The following is a 20,560-nucleotide window of genomic DNA, read 5'->3' as shown; positions in this document are numbered from 1 at the left end:
CAAGGGGGGATGGGAATGAGAATCTCTGAGTTGCAGCAAAAAGATGTGGTGTCTGTTTCGGATGGGAAGAAGCTTGGACCGATTTCTGATATTGATATTAATGTGAAAACGGGTGTTATTGAATCCATTATTATTCAGGGGAACGGAAATTGGAAGGGATGGTTCAGCAGGGGGGGAGAAATCACAATCCCATGGAAGGACTTAGTTAAAATCGGAAATGACGTCATTTTAGTTAGAGGGCAGATTCTTCATGACACATTAGAATCCTCGTAAGCACCTTTTTCAATACCGTTTATGTGCTGTAATATGGTACACTTTATAAAAATAAGAAGAGGTGAAGCAACAGGTGAAGGTAACGGACAAAAAATCAGCCAGGTTTCTTACAATTGAAGATTGGACAAAAGAAATACCTTCTCTTGTTGCCATCTTTTCTGCAAAAAACGGTGGTGTAAGCAGCGGAGCTTTCAGCAGTCTGAACCTGGGACTGCATGTAAAGGACCTTCCGGAGGACGTAATTTCAAACAGAAGGATTTTGGCAGAGGAGCTGGATGCTCCTGCAGCCAATTTTATATGGGCAGACCAGATTCATGGAGCAGACATAAGGAAGGTTACACATAATGAATGCGGTGCGGGAACCCTTCTTTTTGAAAATGCCATTCCCGAAACAGATGGTTTATGGACGGTTGAACGGAATGTTTTTCTTGCTTTATGCTTCGCTGACTGTGTCCCGCTATTTTTTGCAGAGCCGGATTCAGGCTTTGCCGGAGCAGCTCATGCAGGCTGGAAGGGCACTGTTTTGAACATTGCCGGGGCAATGGTTCATGAAGCTGAAATGGCAGGTACGGATCTATCCAAATTAAAATGCTATATTGGTCCCTCTATAGGGAGCTGCTGTTACGAAGTAGATGATTTTGTTATTAATAAGGTAAAAAACTGCCTGGGTGAGAATGAGCATAAAAGCTTTATAAAAAAGACCGACTTAACTTATTCACTGGACTTAAAAGAGGTAAATAAACAGCTCCTGATAAACGCAGGAATTTTAGAGAGCAACATTTCAATCTCTTCATTGTGCACTTCCTGTGAGGATGATTTGTTTTTTTCTCACCGGAGAGACCAGGGGAAAACAGGAAGAATGGCAGCGGTCATTGGTTGGAGGAATTAAAAATGGATGTAATAGAAAAAGGAAAACGAATCAAAATGAACATAAATGCAGCTTCAGCGAGAGCCGGGCGTTCAGCCGATGACGTAACAGTGGTCGCCGTGACGAAATACGTTACAAATGAGCGGGCGCAGGAAGCAGCTGATGCAGGATTTTTTCATTTAGGGGAAAACAGGCTTGAAGGACTACTGGAGAAAAAAGAAGTACTAACAGGACAAACGGTTTGGCATTTCATTGGATCACTTCAATCAAGAAAGGTCAAAGACGTCATCAATGATATCGATTATCTTCATTCACTGGACAGGCTGTCGCTTGCTAAGGAGATTAATAAGCGCGCTGATGGGGAAATAAAATGTTTTGTTCAGGTAAATGTGTCAGGAGAGGAACAAAAACATGGAATATCTCCTGAAAATATAATTGAATTTATCGATCAGCTGTCGAAATATGATAAAATAAAAGTGGTCGGCCTAATGACTATGGCTCCTCACACCACGGATGAAAAAATTCTGCGGAAGTGCTTCAAAGATCTCTCAAAATTAAAAGAAACGATACATACACATGGGTTTCTTCATGCACCGTGTACTGAGCTTTCCATGGGAATGTCAAATGACTATGAAATTGCGATCGAAGAAGGCGCTACTTTTGTCAGAATCGGTTCAGCGCTTGTAGGCGAATAAAGGAGGAATGCACCATGGGGATGAAATCGAAATTTAAAAACTTCTTTTTTGTTGATGAAGAAGAAGAATATGTTGAAGAATATATTGAAGAGCAAAAGGAAGAGCCGGCACAGCCACGCACGAATAAAAAACAGCCGGTTCAAAAGCAGAACGTTGTAAGCCTGCAAAGTGTTCAGAAATCCTCCAAAATGGTTTTGCTTGAACCAAGAATGTATGCGGAGGCTCAGGATATAGCTGACCACTTAAAAAGTCACCGGGCAGTAGTGGTTAACCTGCAGAGAATTAACAAGGATCAGGCGAAACGAATCGTTGATTTTCTAAGTGGAACGGTGTACGCCATCGGTGGAGATATTCAGCGCGTTGGCACAGATATATTTCTATGTACGCCTGATAACATAGAAGTAAGCGGAAATATTACTGATTTTATACAAGAAGATTAATCCGTAAAGGATAGATAGGTGGTTTTAACGAGTATGCTGAATACTATATTTGGTGTAATTGGTACACTGATTACGTTTTACAGCTATGCATTAATTATTTATATTTTAATGTCATGGTTTCCTAATGCAAGAGAAAGCAGCTTTGGCCAAACCTTAGCCAGAATCTGCGAGCCTTATCTGGAGCCGTTTAGAAAAATAATTCCTCCTCTTGGCATGATTGACATATCGCCATTAGTAGCGATTATCACCTTGAATTTAGCCAGAAGCGGCCTGGAAGTACTTTTTAACATGATTGCTTAACATTATTCATGCCTTTATCCTTCAGGATAAAGGCATTTTTCAAAGGGAGGAAAAAAAGTGTCATCTGTTTATCAGCATTTTCGCAAGGAAGAACAGGGATTTATCGATCGCGTACTCGGCTGGAAACAGGATACAGAAACGATGTATGCACCCAAATTGACAGATTTTCTGGATCCTAGACAGGTATTTATCGTTCAATCACTTATTGGCACAACCGGGGAAGTCCGGGCAGCCTTTGAGGGCGGTGAAGGAGCAGAACGCAGAAGGTGTTTAATCTATCCTGATTATTTGCAGCCTGCATTTGATGATTTTAACCTGCTGCTGATTGAAGTAAGCTACCCGGCAAAATTTATTTCAGTGGAGCATAAGGATGTCTTAGGATCTTTAATGGGACTTGGAATTAAACGGGAGAAATTCGGGGATATCATCTTTTCAGATGATAAAATCTATATTGTTGTGGCGCAGGAATTTTCCTCTTTCTTTACCATGAACCTTAATCAGATAGGCAGAAATGCGGTTTTGGTCAAAGAGGTAAGCTGGGATCACTATTCGCCGTCTGATGAAAAATGGAGAGAGAAGTTTGTAACTCTCAGCTCTTTAAGACTTGATGTCGTAATAGCAGGGGCCATGTCTATTTCAAGACAGAAGGCACAGCTTTTAATTCAGGGAGGCAAAGCCAAAGTGAATTTCAAAGCAGAAGAACATCCCTCCTTTGAATGCGGTGAAGAAGACATCCTTTCTGTAAGAGGATTTGGCAGGCTCAGAATTGGAGAGATTGAAGGAAAAACCAAAAAAGATAAATACAGACTTAAGCTCTACACGATAGGTTGATTAGAAAAATGACAAATATTTGTTGGAATTAAGCTGTTTTAATGAGACAATATGACGAAATACGAAATTTTTTACTCTTAATTTGAAGAGAATCCCCACAAATTGACGAATCATCAGTATAATAATAAGTGAAAAGCATATGAGAGGTTGGAGGTGCCAGCATGCCACTATCACCATTGGATATACATAATAAAGAATTTAATCGTGGATTCAGAGGGTATGATGAGGAAGAAGTAAATGAATTTTTAGATCAGATTATTAAAGATTATGAAATACTTCTCCGTGAAAAAAAAGAGCTGGAAGAAAAGCTCAATAACAATAGCGAACGATTAGGGCATTTTACCAATATTGAAGAAACGCTGAACAAATCGATTGTTGTCGCCCAGGAAGCAGCAGAAGAAGTCCGGCGCAACGCGATGAAAGAATCAAAGCTGATTATTAAAGAAGCGGAAAGAAATGCTGATCGGATTGTAAACGATTCTTTAGCTAAAGCCCGCAAGATTGCTATTGAAATTGAAGATCTTAAAAAGCAGTCCAAAGTGTTCCGCACAAGATTTAAAATGCTGATCGAAGCTCAGCTGGATTTAATCTCAAATGGCGACTGGGAAGACTTAATGGAGTATGATCTTGACACTACAGACCTAAAAAGCCTGCAGCCTGAGCTTGAAAACGACTAATAGTTGACGAATTTGGCTATTCTAAAATATAATAGCATGAAGATAATTTTATTCAAAAATGAACGATGACAGGAACAGTATCCAGTTAATTTTCTGCCCGGAAAGCGAGTCGGGGATGGTGAAAGCCCGATGCAGAACGATTGGAGAAAATCATCCTCGAGTTCTGCTGCCGAACTTGATAGTAGGCAGCAGCGGCTGGCGAACGTTACAGGCTCCTTGAGTGGAAAATGGTTTACTGTTTTCTATAAGGGTGGTACCGCGTGAAGCAATGCTCTCTCGTCCCTTTTTTTGGGATGAGGGGGCTTTTTTAATTAGTATGGAAATTGTAAGGAGGATTATGGATGGAATACAAAGATACGTTGCTTATGCCAAAAACGGCATTTCCGATGAGAGGAAATTTACCCAACAGAGAGCCTGAGATTCAACAAAAATGGGCTGAAATGAATATTTATGATCAGGTTCAAAAACGCACAGAAGGACGTCCTCTTTTTGTGCTGCATGACGGTCCGCCGTATGCAAATGGCGACCTTCATATGGGGCACGCATTAAATAAGGTGCTGAAAGACTTTATTGTCCGCTATAAATCAATGAGCGGATATCAGGCTCCTTATGTACCAGGTTGGGATACTCATGGCCTTCCGATTGAACAGGCGTTAACCAACAAAGGGGTTAAGCGCAAAGAAATGACCATTGCGGAGTTTAGAGAGCGCTGCGCTGAGTATGCTTACAGCCAGGTAGAATCACAGCGCGAACAATTTAAACGCATTGGTGTAAGAGGCGACTGGGATAATCCTTATATTACACTAGAGCCTCAATATGAAGCGCAGCAGATCAGGGTTTTTGGTGAAATGGCGAAAAAAGGCTATATTTATAAAGGCAAAAAACCTGTCTACTGGTCTCCATCAAGCGAATCAGCACTTGCTGAAGCTGAAATTGAGTATCATGATAAACGCTCCCCGTCGATCTACGTATCCTTTGAGGTTACTGACGGTAAAGGCGTGCTTGAAGCAGGAGTGAAATTTATTATCTGGACCACAACACCGTGGACGATTCCTGCAAACCTTGCCATTGCGCTGCATCCTGAACTTGAGTATGTAGTAGTAGAGGAAAGCGGAAGCCGGTATGTAGTAGCTAAAGAATTGCTTCAAAAAGTGACAGAAACCATGGAGTGGGCTTCCCCGCAGGTAATTAAAACCGTAAAAGGTTCAGAGCTTGAAAGGGTTGTTGCTAAACATCCATTTTATGAGCGCGAATCACTAGTTGTACTGGGTGAGCATGTAACGACTGAAGCAGGTACAGGCTGCGTTCATACTGCTCCAGGCCATGGTGAGGATGATTTTCAGGTAGGGAAAAAATATGGACTGGATGTTCTATGTCCGGTTGATGACCGCGGAGTATTTACAGACGAAGCACCAGGCTTTGAAGGCTTATTTTACGATAAAGCAAATAAACCGATCACTGAAAAGCTTGAAGAAGCAGGAGCGCTGCTGAAGCTGGAATTCTTTACTCACAGCTATCCTCATGACTGGCGCACGAAAAAGCCGATTATCTTCCGGGCAACAGCTCAGTGGTTTGCATCAATTGAGAAGTTCCGTGAAGAATTAATGCAGGCAGTCAAAGAAACAAAATGGGTTCCAGCATGGGGTGAAACGCGTCTGTTCAATATGGTTCGTGACCGCGGAGACTGGTGTATTTCACGTCAGCGGGCTTGGGGCGTTCCGATCCCGGTATTTTATGCTGAAAATGGTGAAGCAATTATTACTGAGGAAACAATTGATCATGTATCCAATTTATTTGGCGAGCATGGTTCAAATATCTGGTTTGAAAAGGAAGCGAAGGATTTGCTGCCTGAAGGCTTCACACACGAGGGTAGTCCAAACGGAACGTTCACGAAGGAACAGGATATTATGGATGTCTGGTTTGACAGTGGATCATCCCATCAATCTGTTCTTGAAGCTAGAGACGATCTTAAGAGGCCGGCAGATTTATATCTTGAAGGCTCTGACCAATACCGCGGCTGGTTTAATTCATCCCTCACTACAGGAGTTGCAGTGACGGGTAAAGCTCCTTATAAAGGTGTGCTAAGCCACGGATTTGCCCTTGATGGAAACGGACGGAAAATGAGTAAATCACTCGGTAACGTTATGCTGCCGTCAAAAGTGATGAATCAGCTTGGTGCAGATATTTTAAGATTATGGGTGGCTTCTGTTGATTATCAGGCTGATGTACGTGTATCAGATCCTATTCTAAAACAGGTAGCTGAAGTATATCGTAAAATCAGAAACACGCTTCGTTTTATGCTTGCTAATCTTGCTGATTTTGATCCAAAGAAGGATGCTGTCTCCTTTGACAATCTTCGTGAAGTAGACCAGTTCTTACTTGTCCGGTTAAATCAGGTAGTAAAAACGGTAAAAAGATCATATGAAGAGTATGAATTTGCAACGATTTATCATACGATCAATAACTTCTGCACCCTTGATTTAAGCTCGTTCTATATGGATTTTGCAAAAGATATCCTTTATATCGAAGCTCAAAACCATAAAGACCGTCGTGCCATGCAAACGGTTATGTATGAAGCATTGACTGCATTGACAAAACTGATTTCACCAATTCTGCCTCACACAGCAGACGAGGTTTGGGCTTATGTACCGGGAGCAGAAGAAGAAAGCGTTCAGCTTACCGATATGCCTGAGGAAAAAGAGTATACAGAAGAAAAGGGTCTATTGGAAAAATGGAATTCTTTCCTTGACCTGCGTGATGATGTACTAAAAGCGCTGGAGGAAGCAAGAAACAGTAAAACAATCGGGAAATCACTTGCAGCAAAAGTTACACTTTTTGCTGATGAGGTAACTTTCAAATTGCTTTCTTCCATTGATGAAGATTTAAAACAGCTCTTTATCGTTTCAGATTTTGAAGTTTCTGATTCGCTGCAGAGTGCACCTGCAGAAGCTTTAACGTTTGATGGGCATGCTGTTTTAGTTACGAAAGCTGAAGGAGAAACATGCGAAAGATGCTGGATCGTTACAGACGAGGCAGGTCAAGATCCTGATCATCCAACCCTTTGCCCTCGCTGTGCTTCAGTTGTAAAAGAAAATTATGCACATCTGACTCAAGAGTAATGAATTAGGTTGACCTGGGGATAATGAAATCTCCAGGTCTTTTTATATGAATTTTAATGATGGCGAGTCACATTAAGGATGAACCTTCTGGAGCTTTAAGAGATAGTTTTGAATAAAAGCATGGCTGCACTGCCCGGTTCATTAAAATATAACGTTAACCCGGATGCCTGAAGTTTAAAATTATGCTACAATACGTAAAGGGTTAAGACAACTATTCGGAGGTAGACGCGTGATCTATTATGTAATCGCATTGTTTATTATCATTATTGATCAAATCACAAAAATTCTTGTTGTTCGAAATATGGAGCTTGGAGAATCGGTACGGGTAGTTGACGGCTTATTTTACATAACCTCACATCGAAATACAGGTGCCGCCTGGGGAATGCTTGAGGGCCAGATGTGGCTGTTTTATATTGTGACATTAGTTGTGATAGCCGGGATCCTTTATTATTTTCATCGCCATGCAAAAGGAAACGCATTGTTTAGTTTAAGTCTTATGACTATTCTTGGCGGTGCAGTCGGGAATTTTATTGACCGTGTACTTAGACAGGAAGTAGTCGATTTTATACAATTTACTTTTTTTAACTTTATTTTCAACATTGCAGATGCCGCTCTTACTGTAGGGGTAATCCTGCTTTTGGTGCAAATGATTCTGGAAGAAGTGCAGGAAAAGAGGAAAAAGAATGGAAAACATTCATCACTTAATACAGGAAAATGAAAAAGGAAGCCGTCTTGATGTAGTTATAGCAAGCATTCAGGAGGATTGGTCAAGGTCTCAGGTCCAGCAATGGATAAAAGAAGGCAATGTTACAGTCAATGGCAATCCCTCAAAAGCAAACTACAAGTCTGTTCCGGGGGACGAGATCGTTATTGAAATTCCTGAACCCGAAGCGCTTGATGTTGAAGCTGAAGAAATGGATCTTGATATTTACTATGAGGATGAAGATGTGTTAGTCGTAAATAAGCCTAAAGGGATGGTCGTTCACCCCGCTCCAGGCCATTTAAATGGAACCCTCGTAAATGGACTAATGGCTCACTGCAAAGACCTGTCAGGCATCAATGGAGTATTGAGACCGGGGATTGTGCACCGGATCGATAAAGATACCTCAGGCCTATTAATGGTTGCTAAAAATGATCTTGCTCATGAAAAGCTGGTTCAGCAGCTTGTTGATAAATCGGTCACTCGTAAATACCAGGCTGTCGTTCATGGGCTGATTCCTCATGAGTACGGTACCATTGATGCACCGATCGGCCGCGATCAAAAAGACAGACAGAGTATGGCTGTTGTCAATAACGGAAAAAATGCAGTAACACATTTCAGAGTTCTTGATCGTTTTAAAGACTTTTCTCACGTGGAATGCGAACTCGAAACAGGCAGAACCCATCAGATAAGAGTTCATATGAAATATATCGGCTTTCCGCTTGCGGGTGATCCAAAATACGGTCCAAGAAAAACTCTTGAACTTGGCGGGCAGGCACTGCATGCAGGAATATTGGGGTTTGTTCATCCCCGAACGAATGAATATATGGAATATCAAGCTCCGCTTCCTGCCTATTTTGAGGAGCTTCTAACGGATCTTAGAAACAATCGTTGACAAAAATCGACGTCAGCATTACAATAAGAACAACTTAATGATTCGGACCCTTTAAACTAGTCCAGAGAGGCTGGGAAGGAACTTTAGCGCGTACCTTATAGGCACCGCTGTACCCTCCCGTCCTCTGGCCGGGAGGGTTTTTTTATAGGAGGCAGAGCCTGGATGGCACAGCAAACGACTGTAATGGACGAACAAATGATGAAACGCGCCTTAACAAGAATCTCCCATGAAATTATTGAGAGAAACAAGGGCGTTGAGGACTGTGTCCTCGTAGGAATTAAGACGAGAGGAATTTACCTCGCAAACCGCCTGAAGGAGCGGATTGAAGCAATAGAAGGTTTCTCGGTGCCTGTAGGCGAGCTGGATATCACCATGTACAGGGACGACCTTGAAGTAAAGCATGAACACGGAGAACCTGTTGTGAATGATGCAGATCTTTCTCTTACGATCGACGGCCGGAAAGTGATTGTCGTAGACGATGTGCTTTATACCGGGCGGACAGTCAGAGCGGCAATGGATGCGATCATGGATCAGGGAAGACCTGAAAGAATACAGCTTGCCGTCCTTATTGACCGGGGGCACCGGGAGCTTCCCATCAGGGCGGACTTTGTAGGGAAAAACATTCCTACATCCAGCACTGAACAAATAAAAGTGGAAATGGTTGAATTTGATCAAAAAGATTCTGTAACGATTCATAAATAAGCTAACCCTTTAATTGAGGTCCAGAGAGGCCGGCAAAGGGGTCTGAAGCAGAGATTAACACGTGTAGTCTGCTGCCCTGCCCTCTTTGTCTGCTAAAAGGACGAAAGAGGGTTTTTCTATAAGGAGGCACTATTCATGTCAGCAGCAGATTCACAAAAACCGGTGCTTGATGTTCAGGAAGTACCAAAAGCAAACCAATGGCTAACCCTTAGCCTGCAGCATCTATTTGCCATGTTTGGAGCAACAGTGCTTGTTCCTATGCTAGTGGGCTTAAGCCCGGGGGTAGCACTAATCTCAAGCGGACTTGGAACACTTGCCTATCTGCTTATTACAAAAGGACAGATACCTGCTTATTTAGGCTCTTCCTTTGCATTTATCGCTCCGATCATAGCAGCAACAGAAATCGGCGGTCCTCAGGCAGCTATGTTCGGGGCATTCTTTGCCGGACTTGCCTACGGCCTTGTTTCACTTCTTATTTATAAGTTTGGGGTAGGCTGGCTCACGAGAGTGCTTCCGCCAGTCGTTGTAGGTCCGGTTATTATTGTAATCGGGCTTGGACTTGCCGGAACCGCGGTTAATATGGCTATGTATGAAAACCCTCTGGCTCAGAACCCGATGGACTTTATTTACAGCGGTAAACATATAACCGTTGCCTTAATTACTCTTGCAATCACCATCATAGGCTCTATTTACTTTAAAAAATTCTTTGGACTCATTCCGATTTTAATTGGGATTGCCGGAGGGTATGTTGCAGGAGTATTTGCTGGACTTGTAGATTTTCAGCCGGTGCTTGATGCAAAATGGATTGCCATGCCGGAGTTTATCATTCCTTTTGTGAATTACACACCATCATTTTCAATTGCAGCACTCGCACTTATGGTGCCGATAGCAGTCGTTACCTTATCTGAGCATACTGGGCATCAGATGGTCGTCAGCAAAGTAGTTGGAAGGAATTTTTTAGAAAAACCTGGACTTCACCGCTCGATTTTAGGTGATGGAGCAGCAACAGTCATTGCCTCCTTCATCGGCGGCCCTCCAAACACCACTTACGGGGAAAACATTGGAGTACTGGCAATAACACGGATATACAGTGTCTTTGTTATCGGCGGGGCAGCAGTTCTTGCAATCTCTTTCGGATTTGTAGGTAAAATTTCAGCACTGATAAGCTCGATCCCAACAGCAGTAATGGGGGGAGTATCCATCCTGCTTTTTGGAATAATCGCATCAAGCGGACTTCGCATGCTGATTGAAGCAAAAGTGGATTTTTCTTATAAAAGAAATTTAATTATTGCATCTGTCATTATGATTATTGGAGTAGGAGGAGCCTTTATCCAATTTACTCCAACCTTTACTCTGCCGGGAATGGCGCTTGCTGCGATCGTTGGAATCCTATTGAACCTGGTTCTTCCCGGCCGGAAAAAAGAAGAAGAAAATCTTTTTAATCACGAAAAAGAAATTGCATAGTACACCTTTTAAATAAAGTCCAGAGAGGCTTTAAAAGGGGTTTAAGGACTGCTTCTAACATGCAGTTTCTTTCTGACACCTTTTGAGACCTCGCTCAAAAGGTGTTTTTTTATAAAAGGAGGCAGTTAAAGTGCACATTTTAACGATGGATGATTTAACAAATGAGAACATGATGCAGGTAATTGAATCTGCAGAAGCAATCAGACAGGGTCATGCGCAGCTAAAACGGCCTTACTATGCGGCAAATCTTTTTTTTGAAAACAGCACAAGAACAAAAAGCAGCTTTGAAATGGCAGAAAAAAAACTGGGCATGGATGTTATCTCCTTTGATGCACAAACTGCTTCCATTCAAAAGGGAGAAACATTGTATGACACCGTCAAAACACTTGAAGCCATCGGAGTTGATGTCGTTGTAATCCGCCATGGGGAGGACCGCTACTTCGATCAGCTTGAAGGAAGAGTTAAGCTTTCTATGATTAATGGGGGAGACGGAATGGGGCATCACCCTTCACAGTGCATGCTTGATTTACTAACGATTTATCAGGATTACCATACGTTTAAAGGACTTAAGATAACGATTGTGGGTGACATTCAGCACAGCAGAGTCGCAAGGTCAAATGCAATCGCATTAAAAAGACTTGGTGCTGCTGTACAATTTTCCGGCCCTCTTGACTGGATGGACCCGGAGCTTATGCAAATAGGGCGTTATGTTGAATTTGATGAGGCGGTTGAAAAAAGTGATGTGCTGATGATGCTGCGTGTACAGCATGAAAGGCATGCATTTGGCATGACGTTTTCAAAAGAAGAATATCACGCTCAATTCGGGTTAACCGCCGGCAGAGAAAAGAGGATGAAAGCAGGCAGTATTATCATGCATCCGGCTCCTGTAAACCGGGGAGTTGAAATCGCAGATGAATTAGTGGAATGTGATCGCTCAAGAATATTTAAGCAGATGAGCAATGGCGTTTTTGTCAGAATGGCGATGCTGCAATTTGTTTTACAACAAAGGGAGGCTTTAAAACATGAATTTGTTAATTAAAAACGTGATTGTCAGTGAAGAAGATAAGAAAGTAAAAGATATCCGGATTAAAAATGGCAGCATTGAGGAAATAGGCGCTGATCTCTCTGAAGACGGGGAAAAAGTGATTGACGGCAACGGCTATTATCTGGCGCCAGGCTTTGTGGATGTTCATGTGCATTTAAGAGAGCCGGGCGGAGAACACAAAGAGACAATCGAAACAGGTTCACTATCTGCAGCAAGAGGCGGCTTCACAACAATATGTGCTATGCCAAACACCAGACCTGTTCCTGATAATAAAGAAACAGTACAAAATTTGCTAAACAGAATTGAGGAGACAGCTAAGGTAAATGTTATGACCTATGCCTCCATTACAGAAAGGCAGGTTGGAAAAAACCTGGTAGAGATGGAGGAGCTGGCAGAGCTTGGCGTCTTTGCATTTACTGATGACGGAGTCGGCATTCAAAGCGCCGACATGATGTATCAGGCGATGAAACGTGCTGCAGCCTTAAACAAGGCAATTGTAGCCCATTGTGAGGACAACACATTAATTCATGGCGGGTGCATGCATGAAGGGGCGAGATCGGCTGAGCTTAATCTCCCGGGCATTCCATCCATTTGTGAATCCGTTCAAATCGCAAGAGATGTACTGCTTGCAGAAGCAGCGGGCTGTCACTACCATGTTTGTCATGTTTCAACAAAGGAATCCGTCCGTGTCATCAGAGATGCAAAAAAAGCAGGAATACGCGTTACAGCTGAAGTAACACCGCATCATTTATTACTGAATGAAGAGGACATAACAGAAGCGGATCCAATGTTTAAGATGAATCCACCTTTAAGGAGCATTCGGGATCAAAAAGCACTGCTTGAGGGACTTGAGGATGGAACAATTGACTTTATCGCAACAGATCACGCCCCTCATTCACATGAAGAAAAGGCTGAGGGAATGAAGCTTGCTCCTTTTGGAATTGTCGGACTGGAAACGGCATTTACTCTTTTACATACCAGGTTTGTTAAAACGGAAAGATGGAGCTTAACTCAATTAATTGATTGGCTGACGATTAAGCCGGCATCGGTTTTTGGGCTTGAGAGTGGAACGATTGAAGAAGGAAAACCAGCCGATCTCGTTCTGATCGACTTGCAAAAAGTAAAACCGATCGATGCAGAGGAATTTCTCTCTAAAGGAAAAAATACACCTTTTAATGGATTAAAAACAACCGGATGGCCGGTTATGACAATCGTAAATGGAGAAGTTGCATGGGAGGAGAGGAATTAATGGAACGCCAGCTAATTTTAGAAGATGGAACAGTGTTTATCGGAGAAGGCTTTGGAAGTGAGCTTGAGACAGTCGGAGAGGTCGTATTTAATACCGGAATGACGGGATACCAGGAGATTTTATCTGATCCTTCCTACTGCGGTCAAATGGTCACATTAACGTATCCTCTCATAGGAAACTATGGAGTCAACCGTGATGATTTTGAATCGATCCAACCCTCAATTAAAGCGTTGATTGTACGGGAAGCTGCTGATCTGCCATCAAATTTCAGAAGTGAACTGACAATTGACGAATTATTAAAGCAAAAAAATATCCCGGGATTGGCAGGAATCGACACAAGAAAGCTTACACGCCTTATTCGAAAGCACGGAACCCTTAAAGGGAAAATAACAGGAATGCAGGCTGATGTAGAGGAGGTTGCTAAATCACTGAAAGCAAAGGTTCTCCCTGTTAACCAGGTAGCACAGGTTTCAACGCCGACGCCGTATCCAAGCCCTGGCAGAGGCAAGCGTGTAGTGCTGGTTGACTTTGGAATGAAGCACGGGATCCTCCGGGAGCTTAATCGCCGTGACTGTGATGTCATTGTTGTTCCTTATAACACTTCAGCTGCTGATATTCTGTCCTTTCACCCGGACGGAGTGATGCTGTCAAACGGACCCGGGGATCCGAAAAATGTACCGGAAGCAATTGAAACGGTCAATGAATTATTAGGACAGGTTCCGATATTCGGAATTTGCCTTGGCCACCAGCTTTTTGCTCTGGCCTGTGGAGCGGATACGTTTAAATTAAAATTCGGCCATCGCGGTTCAAATCATCCTGTAAAGGAATTACAGACCGGAAACGTTCACATTACAGCACAAAATCACGGCTATACCGTTGATCCGGCATCGATTGTATCAGCACCCCTTGACATTACGCATGTCGCATTAAATGACGGGACAGTTGAAGGACTTCGTCATAAAACGGCACCTGCCTTTTCCGTGCAATATCATCCTGAAGCATCGCCGGGACCTGAGGATGCAAATGGTCTATTTGAAGAATTTATGGAAATGATGGAACAGTTTTTAAAGGAGGAGCTTGTAAATGCCTAAACGTACAGATATAAAGACGATATTAGTGATCGGATCAGGTCCGATTGTCATCGGACAGGCAGCGGAGTTTGATTACGCAGGAACACAGGCATGCCTTGCTTTAAAAGAAGAAGGCTATAGAGTAGTCCTAGTAAACTCAAATCCTGCCACCATTATGACTGACACTGAAATAGCAGATAAAGTGTATATGGAGCCGCTGACAAAGGAATTTATCAGTCAGATTATCCGTAAAGAACGTCCGGACGCTCTCCTTCCTACATTAGGCGGTCAAACAGCCTTAAACCTTGCAGTGGAACTATCTGAATCAGGCGTTCTTGCGGAATGCGGAGTTGAAATCCTTGGAACGAAGCTTTCTGCTATACAGCAGGCAGAAGACCGGGATCTATTCCGCACGTTGATGAATGAACTGAATGAACCGGTGCCTGAAAGTGATATTATTCATAATCTGGAGGAAGCAAAATCGTTTGTAGAGCGGATTGGCTTTCCTGTTATCGTTCGCCCGGCCTTTACGCTTGGCGGTACAGGCGGGGGAATTTGTCACGATGAAAATGAACTCAAGGAAATCGTTTCCTCAGGTTTAAAATATAGCCCTGTAACCCAATGTCTTTTAGAAAAAAGCATTGCCGGATTTAAGGAAATTGAATATGAAGTTATGCGTGATGCAAATGATCATGCAATTGTTGTGTGTAATATGGAAAATATAGATCCTGTTGGGATTCATACAGGCGATTCCATTGTTGTAGCGCCATCTCAAACATTAAGTGACAGAGAATATCAGATGCTTAGAAATTGTTCATTAAAAATTATCAGAGCCCTTGGAATTGAAGGAGGCTGTAACGTTCAGCTGGCTTTGGATCCTGACAGCTACCAATACTACATTATTGAAGTAAACCCAAGGGTAAGCCGCTCTTCGGCGCTTGCTTCAAAAGCAACAGGCTATCCAATCGCCAAGCTTGCAGCAAAAATTTCCGTAGGCTTAACGCTGGATGAAATGCTAAATCCAGTCACAGGCACTTCTTATGCATGCTTTGAGCCAGCTTTAGACTATGTAGTAACTAAGATCCCTAGATGGCCATTCGATAAATTTGAATCTGCAAAACGAAATCTTGGTACTCAGATGAAGGCAACTGGAGAAGTAATGGCCATTGGGAGAACGCTTGAAGAATCACTGTTAAAAGCAGTTAGATCCCTTGAAAATGATGTGTATCATCTGGAACTCGATCATGCTGATACGATTACAGACGAGTGGATTGAAAGAAGAATTCGTAAAGCTGGTGATGAGCGACTGTTTTTTGTCGGTGAAGCGTTAAGACGCAATGTGCCGATTGAAAAGATCCATGACTGGAGCAAGATTGATTACTTTTTCCTTAATAAAATGAATAATATTATTCAATTTGAAGAAACACTCAAGCTTGACCAAAGCCATTCAACAGTAAAAAAAGCAAAAAGATTAGGCTTTTCCGATAAAACCATCGCTAAACTATGGGGAACCTCTGAAAAGGAAGTGTATGACTACCGTAAAGAGCAGTCGATCATCCCGGTTTATAAAATGGTGGATACATGTGCAGCTGAATTTGAATCAGAAACGCCTTATTTCTATGGAACGTATGAAGAGGAAAATGAGTCAGTAGTCAGCAACCGCAAAAAAGTGATTGTGCTTGGCTCAGGACCGATACGCATCGGGCAGGGGGTAGAGTTTGATTATGCAACCGTGCACTCCGTTTGGGCGATAAAGGAAGCCGGCTATGAAGCAATCATTATCAATAACAATCCGGAAACGGTTTCAACCGACTTCTCGATTTCTGACAAGCTTTACTTTGAGCCTTTGACAATTGAAGATGTGATGCATATTGTCGATTTGGAACAGCCTGAAGGGGTTGTCGTTCAATTTGGCGGTCAGACAGCAATTAATTTGGCGGACAAGCTGGTTGAACGGGGAGTGAAAATTTTAGGCACGAGCCTGGAAGATCTGGACCGGGCGGAAAATCGCGATAAATTTGAACAGACACTGCATGCGCTGGATATTCCACAGCCTGAAGGAAAGACAGCTATATCACCGGAGCAGGCGTTGCTCATCGCCGAATCAATCGGGTATCCGGTTCTCGTGCGTCCTTCCTATGTGCTGGGCGGCAGAGCGATGGAAATTGTTTACCGCAAAGAGGAGCTTGAACAGTACATGACAAATGCTGTAAAAGCAAGCCCTGAGCACCCTGTTCTAATTGACCGTTATTTAACGGGAAAAGAAATTGAAGTAGATGCTATTTCTGACGGGGAAAACGTTTTGATCCCGGGAATTATGGAGCATATTGAACGCGCCGGAGTACATTCAGGAGACTCGATTGCTGTCTATCCGCCGCAATCCCTTTCCCAGGAGCATATCGACCAGCTCGCGCTTTATACAGAAAAGCTTGCAAAAGGACTGAATATAAAAGGCCTGATCAATATTCAGTATGTTATATCCAAGGGAGAAATTTTTGTGCTGGAGGTTAATCCGCGCTCAAGCAGAACGGTGCCGTTCTTAAGTAAAATCACCGGAATTCCAATGGCGAATCTTGCGACAAAAGCAATCCTTGGCGCTTCCCTTCCTTCTCTCGGGTATGGAACCGGGTTAGTTCAACCCGGTACTGGGGTTTATGTGAAGGTTCCTGTTTTCTCTTTTGCAAAATTGCGCAGAGTGGATATTACACTCGGACCTGAGATGAAATCAACAGGGGAAGTAATGGGGAAAGACGCTACACTTGAAAAAGCTCTTTTCAAAGGGTTAGTCGCTGCAGGGATGAGCATGAAAAATTATGGCTCGATCCTACTGACTGTAGCAGATAAAGATAAGCCTGAAGCTGCGAACCTCGCTAAACGATTTAACGCGCTTGGCTATACTATTCTGGCAACTGAAGGCACTTCCTCAATTCTTAAAGAGGAAGGGATTCCGTATGAAATTGTAAATAAAATTGGCCAGGGTGAAAAAACACTTCTCGATTTTATCCAAGCAGGTGAAATACAGCTTGTCATTAACACCCTGACAAAAGGCAAACAGCCAGCAAGAGACGGCTTTAGAATCCGGAGAGAATCCGTCGAAAACAGCATCCCATGCTTAACCTCTCTCGATACGGCAGAAGCGATGCTTAAGGTGTTCGAATCAATGAATTTTGCGATGGACCCGATGGCATTGCCAAAAAAGGAGAAGGTAGAGGTATGATTCAACAGGAAAACATGACCATCATCTCTCATCGTTCGATCGCTAAGGATATTTACGAACTGATTTTACAGGGATCGCTCACGAAGCAAATGACCTCCCCGGGACAGTTTGTCCATATACGGGTAACATCAGGAAGCGACCCATTGCTTAGAAGACCGATCAGCATCTGTTCGATTGATCAGGAAAATGGACAGTTTACGATGCTCTACCGCGTATCAGGCAGTGGGACAAGGGTTCTATCCGAACAGGCAGCAGGTGCCACTGTAAATGTACTGGGGCCTCTAGGAAACGGATTCCCTGTGGAGTATTTAACCAGCGGACAAAAAGCGCTCTTGATTGGAGGGGGGATTGGTGTGCCTCCCTTGTATGAGCTATCGAAGAGACTGACAGAACGGGGAATTGAAGTAACGCATGTTTTAGGGTTTCAGCAAAAGGATGCGGTATTTTATCAGGACCGGTTTGAAGAGCTTGGAAAGACCCACATCGCTACAGCTGACGGCTCACATGGAACTAAGGGGTTTGTAACAGATGTTATTGAAAAATTGAGTATAGAGGCAGACGCTTATTTTACGTGCGGACCATCACCAATGCTAAAGGCAGTAGAACAGTCTATGCCGGAGGTTGACGGATTTATCTCGATGGAGCAAAGAATGGGCTGCGGGGTAGGTGCATGCCTTGCCTGTGTCTGTCAGGTTCAGGGGGATGAAACGGGTCTTGCGTATAAAAAGGTGTGTACAGACGGCCCTGTATTTCAAAGCGGGGAGGTAGTAGTATGAGCAGACTTTCAGTAGAACTTCCGGGACTTACACTTAAAAATCCCATTATGCCAGCATCAGGCTGTTTTGGTTTTGGCAAGGAATACAGCCGGTTTTATGACCTGAGTGAGCTTGGCGCCATCATGATTAAAGCAACAACAAAAGAACCGCGGTTTGGAAATGCGACACCCAGAGTTGCAGAAACAGCTTCAGGCATGCTCAACGCCATCGGACTGCAAAATCCCGGTCTTGCTCATGTAATGGAAAATGAATTGAAGTGGCTTGAACAGTTTGATGTGCCGCTTATTGCAAATGTAGCGGGTTCAACTGTTGAGGATTATATCGAGGTCTCAGAGGTCATTTCGACTGCGCCGAATGTTAAAGCGCTTGAACTGAATATTTCCTGCCCGAATGTTAAACATGGCGGAATTGCTTTTGGCACGGATCCAGCTGTAGCAAGAGAGCTGACAAAGCGTGTTAAACAAGTATCCTCTGTTCCTGTTTACGTAAAGCTTTCGCCTAATGTGAGCAGTATTGTGGAAATGGCTAAAGCCTGTGAAGAAGGCGGGGCTGACGGGCTGACAATGATTAACACGCTTGTTGGAATGAGACTCGATCACAAAACAGGCAAGCCTGTAATCGCAAACCGGACAGGGGGATTATCAGGTCCTGCGATTAAGCCGGTTGCGCTACGCATGGTCTATGAGGTCAGCCAGGTGACATCCCTTCCGATCATCGCTATGGGCGGTATACAGGATGAATATGATGTAATTGATTTTATCTCTGCAGGAGCAAGTGCTGCAGCTGTAGGAACGGCAAATTTTGTTGATCCTCTTGTGTGTCCTTCGATTATTGAAAAACTGGATCAATTGCTTCAAAGCTGGGGTATTGATCATATCCATGATCTTAAAGGGAGGAGCTGGAATAATGCTGGAGAAGCAGCCTATCATCGCGCTTGATTTTGCTCAATTAGAGGAGGTTGAAACGTTCCTCCAACACTTTGATGAGCCCCTTTACGTAAAGGTTGGAATGGAGCTGTATCTCCAAAACGGTCCTGTTGTTATCGAAACCATCAAAAAGAGAAATCATCGGATATTCCTTGATTTAAAGCTCCATGACATTCCGACTACGGTTAGAAAAGCAATGAGAGGGCTTGCGGCTCTTGAAATTGATATGATCAACGTTCACGCTGCAGGAGGAAAAAAGATGATGGAGGAGGCTTTAGCGGGATTAACAGAAGGGGCTAAAGCTGGAAGAAGACCCAAGCTGATTGCTGTTACCCAGCTTACTTCCACTTCACAGGACATGCTTAGAAACGAGCAAAAAAGCTCACTCTCGATGGAAGAGTCTGTTTTGCATTATGCCTCTTTGGCACATCAAGCGGGGCTTGACGGTGTTGTCTGCTCCCCGCTTGAAGCAAGAGCCATAAGAGAGCTTGCAGGAGATTCATTTATGCGTGTAACACCGGGAATCCGGCCGCAAGCCAGTCAGCTTCACGATCAGGTGCGGGTCGCAACGCCTAAAGCGGCGATGGAAAGAGGCTCAAGCGCCATTGTGGTAGGACGTGCGATAACAGAAAGCGCTGATCCGGCATCGGCTTACAATAAAATTCAACAGGAGTGGGAGGGCGTTTGTTTTGAAAAAGCAAATAGCTAAAAGTCTGCTTGATATTCAGGCAGTATTTCTTCGGCCGGACGAGCCTTTTATTTGGTCCTCAGGTTTAGAATCACCTATTTATTGTGATAACCGCCTGACAATGGCTTATCCAAAAATCAGAAAAGAAATAGCGGCAGGTCTTTCAGCGATTATTAAAGAGAAATTTCATGATGCTGAGCTGATCGCAGGCACAGCTACTGCTGGAATTCCACATGCTGCATGGGTGAGTGATGCTCTTGATCTTCCAATGTGCTATGTACGTTCTTCTGCAAAAAAGCATGGCAAAGGAAATCAAATTGAAGGAATTGCAAAAGAAGGACAGAAGGTTGTTGTCATTGAGGATTTAATTTCAACCGGAGGAAGCAGTCTCGAAGCTGTTGCAGCATTGAAGACTGCAGGGTGTGAGGTGCTTGGGATTGCCTCCATTTTTACATACGGACTTAAAAAGGCTGAAATCGCATTAGAAAAAGCCGGGGTAGTTAACTATTCATTAACTGATTATGAAACATTAATTATGGAAGCGGCAGCTTTAGGGTATGTAAAAAATGAAGACTTGCAGAAATTAAGAGAATGGCAGGCCGAATTGTAAGATATAAGAAAAAAC

General features: G+C 43.3%; 20 protein-coding genes and 1 other annotated feature. All 20 genes read left to right on the top strand.

The window, feature by feature from the left end; translation table 11 throughout:
* Positions 1–15: 15 nt before the first annotated feature.
* The 20 genes from C4B60_RS01740 (at position 16) to pyrE (ending at position 20,545) form a co-directional block, all read left to right on the top strand.
* The gene (locus tag C4B60_RS01740; protein ID WP_104056102.1) at positions 16–273 is read left to right on the top strand and encodes a YlmC/YmxH family sporulation protein; all 258 of its coding nucleotides are present in this window, start codon (positions 16–18) and stop codon (positions 271–273) included.
* Positions 274–346: 73 nt separating this feature from the next.
* Positions 347–1,162: a peptidoglycan editing factor PgeF gene (gene pgeF / locus C4B60_RS01735; protein WP_104056100.1), complete on the top strand. Its 816-nt coding sequence runs from the start codon at positions 347–349 to the stop codon at positions 1,160–1,162.
* A 2-nt stretch (positions 1,163–1,164) separates the two neighbouring features.
* Positions 1,165–1,836 (top strand): YggS family pyridoxal phosphate-dependent enzyme, encoded by a 672-nt coding sequence (locus C4B60_RS01730; RefSeq protein WP_104056098.1) that lies wholly within the window; start codon positions 1,165–1,167, stop codon positions 1,834–1,836.
* Between the two features lie 14 nt (positions 1,837–1,850).
* Positions 1,851–2,276: a cell division protein SepF gene (locus C4B60_RS01725; protein WP_104056096.1), complete on the top strand. Its 426-nt coding sequence runs from the start codon at positions 1,851–1,853 to the stop codon at positions 2,274–2,276.
* A 33-nt stretch (positions 2,277–2,309) separates the two neighbouring features.
* Entirely contained in the window at positions 2,310–2,576 is a 267-nt protein-coding gene (locus tag C4B60_RS01720; RefSeq protein ID WP_104056094.1) for a YggT family protein, read from the top strand.
* Positions 2,577–2,633: 57 nt separating this feature from the next.
* Positions 2,634–3,407: a YlmH family RNA-binding protein gene (locus C4B60_RS01715; protein ID WP_104056092.1), complete on the top strand. Its 774-nt coding sequence runs from the start codon at positions 2,634–2,636 to the stop codon at positions 3,405–3,407.
* 161 nt (positions 3,408–3,568) lie between these two features.
* Complete coding sequence (locus tag C4B60_RS01710; protein WP_104056090.1) at positions 3,569–4,084, top strand: DivIVA domain-containing protein; 516 nt, start codon at positions 3,569–3,571, stop codon at positions 4,082–4,084.
* A gap of 56 nt (positions 4,085–4,140) precedes the next feature.
* Positions 4,141–4,371, top strand: a binding site (T-box leader).
* A 54-nt stretch (positions 4,372–4,425) separates the two neighbouring features.
* Positions 4,426–7,203 (top strand): isoleucine--tRNA ligase, encoded by a 2,778-nt coding sequence (gene ileS / locus C4B60_RS01705; protein ID WP_104056088.1) that lies wholly within the window; start codon positions 4,426–4,428, stop codon positions 7,201–7,203.
* A gap of 229 nt (positions 7,204–7,432) precedes the next feature.
* Positions 7,433–7,921 carry a signal peptidase II gene (gene lspA, locus C4B60_RS01700; RefSeq protein WP_104056086.1) on the top strand — a complete coding sequence of 163 codons (489 nt, stop codon included), beginning with the start codon at positions 7,433–7,435 and terminating at the stop codon, positions 7,919–7,921.
* Complete coding sequence (locus C4B60_RS01695; RefSeq protein ID WP_104056084.1) at positions 7,887–8,798, top strand: RluA family pseudouridine synthase; 912 nt, start codon at positions 7,887–7,889, stop codon at positions 8,796–8,798. Before lspA ends, C4B60_RS01695 begins: the two co-directional genes overlap by 35 nt.
* Positions 8,799–8,960: 162 nt before the next feature.
* On the top strand, positions 8,961–9,500 hold the full coding sequence (pyrR, locus tag C4B60_RS01690) for a bifunctional pyr operon transcriptional regulator/uracil phosphoribosyltransferase PyrR (protein WP_104056082.1): 540 nt from the start codon (positions 8,961–8,963) through the stop codon (positions 9,498–9,500).
* A gap of 135 nt (positions 9,501–9,635) precedes the next feature.
* Positions 9,636–10,964, top strand: a complete 1,329-nt coding sequence (locus C4B60_RS01685; protein ID WP_104056080.1) for a solute carrier family 23 protein — start codon at positions 9,636–9,638, stop codon at positions 10,962–10,964.
* Positions 10,965–11,109: 145 nt separating this feature from the next.
* Positions 11,110–12,003: an aspartate carbamoyltransferase catalytic subunit gene (locus C4B60_RS01680; protein WP_104056636.1), complete on the top strand. Its 894-nt coding sequence runs from the start codon at positions 11,110–11,112 to the stop codon at positions 12,001–12,003.
* Positions 11,987–13,258, top strand: a complete 1,272-nt coding sequence (locus C4B60_RS01675) for a dihydroorotase (RefSeq protein WP_104056078.1) — start codon at positions 11,987–11,989, stop codon at positions 13,256–13,258. Before C4B60_RS01680 ends, C4B60_RS01675 begins: the two co-directional genes overlap by 17 nt.
* Positions 13,258–14,349 carry a carbamoyl phosphate synthase small subunit gene (locus C4B60_RS01670; protein ID WP_104056635.1) on the top strand — a complete coding sequence of 364 codons (1,092 nt, stop codon included), beginning with the start codon at positions 13,258–13,260 and terminating at the stop codon, positions 14,347–14,349. Before C4B60_RS01675 ends, C4B60_RS01670 begins: the two co-directional genes overlap by 1 nt.
* On the top strand, positions 14,342–17,545 hold the full coding sequence (gene carB / locus C4B60_RS01665) for a carbamoyl-phosphate synthase large subunit (RefSeq protein WP_104056076.1): 3,204 nt from the start codon (positions 14,342–14,344) through the stop codon (positions 17,543–17,545). Before C4B60_RS01670 ends, carB begins: the two co-directional genes overlap by 8 nt.
* Positions 17,542–18,321 carry a dihydroorotate dehydrogenase electron transfer subunit gene (locus C4B60_RS01660; RefSeq protein WP_104056074.1) on the top strand — a complete coding sequence of 260 codons (780 nt, stop codon included), beginning with the start codon at positions 17,542–17,544 and terminating at the stop codon, positions 18,319–18,321. Before carB ends, C4B60_RS01660 begins: the two co-directional genes overlap by 4 nt.
* Positions 18,318–19,259 carry a dihydroorotate dehydrogenase gene (locus tag C4B60_RS01655; RefSeq protein WP_104056072.1) on the top strand — a complete coding sequence of 314 codons (942 nt, stop codon included), beginning with the start codon at positions 18,318–18,320 and terminating at the stop codon, positions 19,257–19,259. The genes C4B60_RS01660 and C4B60_RS01655 overlap by 4 nt, the downstream gene beginning before the upstream one ends.
* Positions 19,228–19,956 carry an orotidine-5'-phosphate decarboxylase gene (pyrF, locus tag C4B60_RS01650; RefSeq protein ID WP_425331139.1) on the top strand — a complete coding sequence of 243 codons (729 nt, stop codon included), beginning with the start codon at positions 19,228–19,230 and terminating at the stop codon, positions 19,954–19,956. Before C4B60_RS01655 ends, pyrF begins: the two co-directional genes overlap by 32 nt.
* The gene (gene pyrE, locus C4B60_RS01645) at positions 19,937–20,545 is read left to right on the top strand and encodes an orotate phosphoribosyltransferase (protein WP_104056070.1); all 609 of its coding nucleotides are present in this window, start codon (positions 19,937–19,939) and stop codon (positions 20,543–20,545) included. Before pyrF ends, pyrE begins: the two co-directional genes overlap by 20 nt.
* Positions 20,546–20,560 lie beyond the last annotated feature (15 nt).

Source organism: Jeotgalibacillus proteolyticus, from assembly GCF_002926065.1.
Taxonomy (GTDB): Bacteria; Bacillota; Bacilli; order Bacillales; family Jeotgalibacillaceae; genus Jeotgalibacillus; species Jeotgalibacillus proteolyticus.
The sequence above is the reverse complement of the archived record's forward strand: the minus strand, read 5'-3'. Positions and strand labels throughout refer to the sequence as shown.